The organism is Thauera phenolivorans, from assembly GCF_001696715.1.
Lineage (GTDB): Bacteria > Pseudomonadota > Gammaproteobacteria > Burkholderiales > Rhodocyclaceae > Thauera > Thauera phenolivorans.
On the sequence record NZ_MBFM01000001.1, the window covers coordinates 357,941 to 363,188 of the forward strand.

The following is a 5,248-nucleotide window of genomic DNA, read 5'->3' on the forward strand; positions in this document are numbered from 1 at the left end:
CGACGGCTACCACCACACCGACCTGCGACGGACGCGCTCGGCGATGCAGTCGATCATCCCGGTGTCGACCGGGCTCGCGCGCGGCGTCGAGCGCCTGCTGCCGGCGCTGGCCGGCAAGGTGCATGCGAAGGCGATCCGGGTGCCGACCCACAACGTGTCGGCGATCGACCTCGTCCTGGCGCTGTGCCGCGACACCGACGCCGCCAGCGTCAACCGTCTGCTGCGCGAGGCCGCCGAGGGCCCCTTCGCGGGCCTGCTGGCCTGGTCGGACGAGCCCCACGCCTCGATCGACTTCAACCACGATCCCCATTCCGCGATCATCGACGGCGGACAGACCCGGGTCAGCGGCAGTCGCCTGCTGAGCCTGATGGTGTGGTTCGACAACGAATGGGGCTTCGCCAACCGCATGCTCGACCTTACCCGTCACTGGCGCGGCCTGTGGGCAGCCGCGCCGGCGCCCGCCGATTTTCGCACTGCCCACTCTGGAGCCTGATCATGCAAGTCAAGAAGCTCGCCGACCTCGACGTCGCCGGCAAGCGGGTCTTCATCCGCGCCGACCTCAACGTGCCACAGGACGAGGCCGGCAACATCACCGAGGACACCCGCATCCGCGCCTCGATCCCGTCGATCCGCTACTGCCTCGACAAGGGCGCGGCGGTGATGGTCACCTCCCACCTCGGCCGCCCCACCGAGGGCGAGCTGCGCGCGGAAGACTCGCTGACACCGGTGGCGGTGCGACTCGGCCAACTGCTCGACAAGCCGGTGCGGCTGATCCAGAACTGGGTCGACGGCGGCTTCGAACTCAAGCCGGGCGAGATCGTGCTGCTCGAGAACTGCCGCTGCAACAAAGGCGAGAAGAAGGACGACGAGACCTTGGCGAAGAAGATGGCCGCGCTGTGCGACGTCTACGTCAATGACGCCTTCGGCACCGCCCACCGCGCCGAAGCCACCACCCACGGCATCGCCCGCTTCGCCCCGGTCGCCTGCGCCGGCATGCTGATGGGCGCCGAGATCGACGCCCTCGGCAAGGCCCTGCACGATCCGAAGCGCCCGCTGGTGGCGATCGTCGGCGGCGCCAAGGTGTCGACCAAGCTCAGCATCCTGAAGACCCTCGCCGACAAGGTCGACCAGCTCATCGTCGGCGGCGGCATCGCCAACACCTTCCTTCTCGCCGCCGGCAAGCGCATCGGCGAGTCGCTCGCCGAGCCCGAGATGGTGCGCGAGGCCCAGCAGGTCATGGACATCATGAAGGCGCGCGGCGCCGAGGTGCCGCTGCCGGTGGACGTGGTGGTGGCGGACGAGGTCTCGGCGCTGGCGCGTGCCAACCGGATCCCGGTAGACGAGGTCGGCCCGCACGACCGCATCCTGGATTTCGGCCCGAAGTCATCGGCCAGGCTCGCCGACATCATTGCCCACGCCGGCACCATCGTCTGGAACGGCCCGGTCGGCGTGTTCGAGTACCCGCAGTTCTCCGGCGGCACCAAGATGATGGCCTCCGCGATCGCCCACTCCGAGGCCTTCTCGATCGCCGGCGGCGGCGACACCCTGGCGGCGATCGCCAAGTTCGACATCGGCGGCGACGTTGGCTACATCTCGACCGGCGGCGGCGCCTTCCTCGAGTTCCTCGAGGGCAAGACCCTGCCCGCGATCGCGGCGCTGGAAGCCCGCTACGAGGGCTGATCGCCGCGCGTCGTATCGAGAACGGCCGCCCCGCGGGGTGGCCGTCCGTCGTGCTTCTGCCGGCACCAGGGCCTCACCCGGCGCCAGCGCGGCCCCGCCTCAGCGCCGCCGCAGCCAGCGTATCCCTTGCCCCGCCATCTTGCGGCGCAGCCAGGCCAGTTGGGTCTGCAGCGGCAGCTCCTTGGGGCAGAGGTCGTTGCACGCCAGCAGGCTCATGCAGCCGAAGATGCCCTCGTCGCTGCCGATGAGCTCGTAGAAGTCGGCATCCGCGCGGGTGTCGGCGGGGTCGAGGCGGAAGCGCGCGATCTTGTTGAGGCCGACCGCACCGACGAAACCCTCGCGCATCTGCGCGGTGGCACAGGCGGCGATGCAGCAGCCGCACTCGATGCAGCGGTCGAGCTCATAGACCCCCTCGGCCAGCGCCGGCTCCATGCGTGCCTCGAGGCGGTCGAGCTCGGGCTCCGCCTCGAGATGCACCCAGGTCTGCAGGCGCTCGGCGAGCTCGCGCATCCAGCGCCCCGTATCCACCGACAGGTCTGCGACCAGACGAAACACCGGCAACGGATAGAGGCTGAACGCGTCCGGCAGCGTGTTCGTCAGCGTACGGCATGCCAGGCCGGGGCGGCCGTCGACCACCATCGCGCAGGCACCGCACACCCCGGCGCGGCAGACGAAGTCGAAGTTCAGGTCCGGTGCCTGAGTGTCGCGGATCGCGTTGAGCGCGATGAAGAGCGTCATGCCAGGCTGCTCGTCGAGCTCGTAGTCGACCAGGCGCGGCACGCTCTGCGGGTCGCGCGGGTTGTGGCGGAAGACCGAAATCTTCAGACGGCGGCTCATCGCTGCGCTCCTTCTTCGATGTCGGCGAGGCGGTCGTTGTCGCCGCGATAGCGTTCGGGCAGACACCCGCGAAAATCCAGCAGCGCGGCCTGCAGCCGCGCGCGCCCTTCACCTTCGAGGCGGGCGCGGATGGCCTCGACCTCGGCCTCGCGCAGCGCGGTGGCCGGGTGCTCCACGATATTGCGCGTGCCGTAGCCGCGGAATCCGGGCGGCAGCTCCATGTTCTCGACCGTGATCGGCTCGTATTCCAGCACCGGCGTAGCGCCCCCCGTCGGCCACCAAGCCAGCGTGCGACGCAGCCAGTCGCGGTCGTTGCGCGCCGGGTAGTCCTCGCGAGCGTGGGCGCCACGGCTCTCGCGACGCTCGAGCGCCCCCTGCGCGGCACACAGCGCGAGTGCGAGCATGCGCGGCAGCCGGTAGGCGGCGACGAGCTCCGGATTGGCGTCGAGGTGTCGGCTGGCGATGCCGATCCGCCGCGCGCGTGCCTGCAGGTCGGCCAGCCTGGCGACCGCGCTCCGCAGCCCCGACTCGTTGCGGAACAGGCCGACGTGCTCGGTCATTGTCGCCTCCATCTCGCGCCGCAGCGAGGCCGCGCTGTCGCCGCCCGGCGCGGGCGCGGGGCGTGCTGCGATGGACTCGAGCGCAGCGCGTTCGCGACCGACGAATTCGCGCGCGAGGCCGGGCGAGAACTCAAGCGCGCCGGCCTGCGACTCGACGAAGTCGGCGACGTACTCACCCACCAGCATGCCCGCCACCACCGTCTCGGCGAGCGAGTTACCGCCCAGGCGGTTGAAGCCGTGCAGGTCCCAGCACGCCGCCTCGCCCACCGCGAACAAGCCGCGCAGCGAGCGCGACTCGCCGCGGTGGTCGGTGCGGATGCCGCCCATCGAGTAATGCTGGGTCGGGCGCACCGGGATCCACTCGCGCGCGGGGTCGATGCCGAGGAAGTGGCGGCAGATGTCCTTCACCTCGCGCAGCTTGCGGTCGATGTGGGCGGCGCCGAGCACCGTGATGTCGAGCCACAGGTGCTCGCCCACGGCGGACTTCACACCCTTGCCGCGCCGCATGTGCTCGGCCATTCGCCGCGAGACCACGTCGCGCGAGGCGAGCTCGGCCTTCTCCGGCTCGTAATCGGGCATGAAGCGGTGGCCATCCGCGTCACGCAACAGGCCGCCGTCGCCGCGGCAGCCCTCGGTGACGAGGATGCCGGCGGGCACGATCGCGGTGGGGTGGAACTGCACCGCCTCCATGTTGGCAAGCCGCGCCACCCCGGTCTCGAGTGCGATCGCCGCGCCCATGCCTTCGTTGATCAAGGCATTGGTCGAGATCCCCCAGATCCGACCGAAGCCGCCGGTGGCGATCACCGTCGCCGCGGCGAGGATGGCGTAGAGCTCGCCGCTCTCCAGGTCGCGCACCACCGCGCCCTGGCAGCGTCCGTCGTCATGGATCAGCGCCATCGCCTCGCTGCGGTCGCGCACCGGGACGCCTTCGGCCACCGTGCGGTCGCCGAGCGCGTAGAGCATGGTGTGGCCGGTGCCGTCGGCGGTGTAGCAGGTGCGCCACTTGCGCGTGCCGCCGAAGTCGCGCGCGGTGATCAGGCCGTGGGCCTCGTCGCGCTCGGTGAGCGTGACGCGCTCGCCGTTGATCACCACCTCGTGCGCCCCGCGCTGCACCCGGTTCCAGGGCACGCCCCAGGCCGCGAGCTCGCGCACCGCCTTGGGCGCCATGTGGGCGAACATGCGCGCGACGAGCTGGTCGCAGCCCCAGTCCGAGCCGCGCACGGTGTCGCCGAAGTGCACGTCCTCGTTGTCGCCCATGCCCTTGAAGGCGTTGCCCAGGCTCGCCTGCATGCCGCCCTGCGCCGCTACCGAGTGCGAGCGCTTGGCCGGCACCAGCGAGAGCACCTCGACCCGCAGCCCGCGCCGCGCCGCGCCCACCGCGGTGCGCAGGCCGGCCAGGCCGCCGCCCACCACCAGCACGTCGGTGTATTCGATCCTCATCGCGCCTCCTCCGCCGCGGTCACGCCGCGCTGCCAGGTCGGCACATAGCGCTCGCCAGCGCGCGGCGCGTGCTCGACCCCCATGCGGATCTCCGCCATCAGCGTGGTCAGCCCGAGGGTGAGCAGGAAGGCGATCAGGCCCCACATCGCGATCTTCAGCCGGCGTCGGCTCGCACGCGCGTCGCCGCCCTCGAACCAGCCCCACTTCACCGCCAGCCGGTACAAGCCGACGCTGCCATGCACTTCGACCGCGAACAGCAGCGCCAGATAGAGCGGCCAGAAACCGCCGGTCCACACGCGATCGGCGGACGCGTAGGGGCCGATCAGATCAGGATGCATGAACATCGCGTATAGATGCACCGGCGCGAGAAAGAACATCGCGAAGCCCGTCGCCACCTGCACGAACCACAGCACGGTGTCGCCGTGACGGAGCCGGCTGCCGTGGGTGGCAGCGATACGGTACTGGCGCCAGTCGGCAGGGAATTTGCGCAGCGCGAGCAGCGCATGCAGCGCGAACAGTAGCGAGATCACCGCAACGAAACTCGACACCAGCCAGGCCTGCGGACGGGGCAGGAAAAAATAGCCCTCGAAAAAGCGCGCCACTGCCCAAGCGACGTCCTCGCTGATCAGGATCGCCGAAACGAAGCCCATGTGCAGCCACATGAAGAGTGCGAGCGCGAGGCCGGTCAGGCTCTGGAGCACATCGAGCCGCGCGGGCCAGGTGGAGGCGGC

Annotated in this window: 4 protein-coding genes and 1 pseudogene; 2 read left to right on the forward strand and 3 right to left on the reverse strand. The window is 70.4% G+C overall.

The features are described 5' to 3' along the window. Both BB334_RS01695 and BB334_RS01700 read left to right on the forward strand, forming a co-directional pair. A pseudogene (locus tag BB334_RS01695) lies at nt 1-493 on the forward strand (erythrose-4-phosphate dehydrogenase); the annotation flags it as partial. A gap of 2 nt (nt 494-495) precedes the next feature. Beyond that, complete coding sequence (locus tag BB334_RS01700) at nt 496-1,680, forward strand: phosphoglycerate kinase (protein WP_068803702.1); 1,185 nt, start codon at nt 496-498, stop codon at nt 1,678-1,680. 99 nt (nt 1,681-1,779) lie between these two features. On the opposite strand, the gene BB334_RS01705 is transcribed toward BB334_RS01700, so the two are convergent. From BB334_RS01705 to BB334_RS01715, 3 genes are all read right to left on the reverse strand, one after another. Continuing rightward, entirely contained in the window at nt 1,780-2,517 is a 738-nt protein-coding gene (locus BB334_RS01705) for a fumarate reductase iron-sulfur subunit (RefSeq protein ID WP_068803703.1), read from the reverse strand. Beyond that, nucleotides 2,514-4,517: a fumarate reductase flavoprotein subunit gene (locus tag BB334_RS01710; RefSeq protein WP_068803705.1), complete on the reverse strand. Its 2,004-nt coding sequence runs from the start codon at nt 4,515-4,517 to the stop codon at nt 2,514-2,516. The genes BB334_RS01705 and BB334_RS01710 overlap by 4 nt, the downstream gene beginning before the upstream one ends. Next, nucleotides 4,514-5,248: fumarate reductase cytochrome b subunit (locus BB334_RS01715; protein WP_068804400.1), on the reverse strand; the 735-nt coding region annotated here is incomplete at its 5' end. The genes BB334_RS01715 and BB334_RS01710, both read right to left, overlap by 4 nt.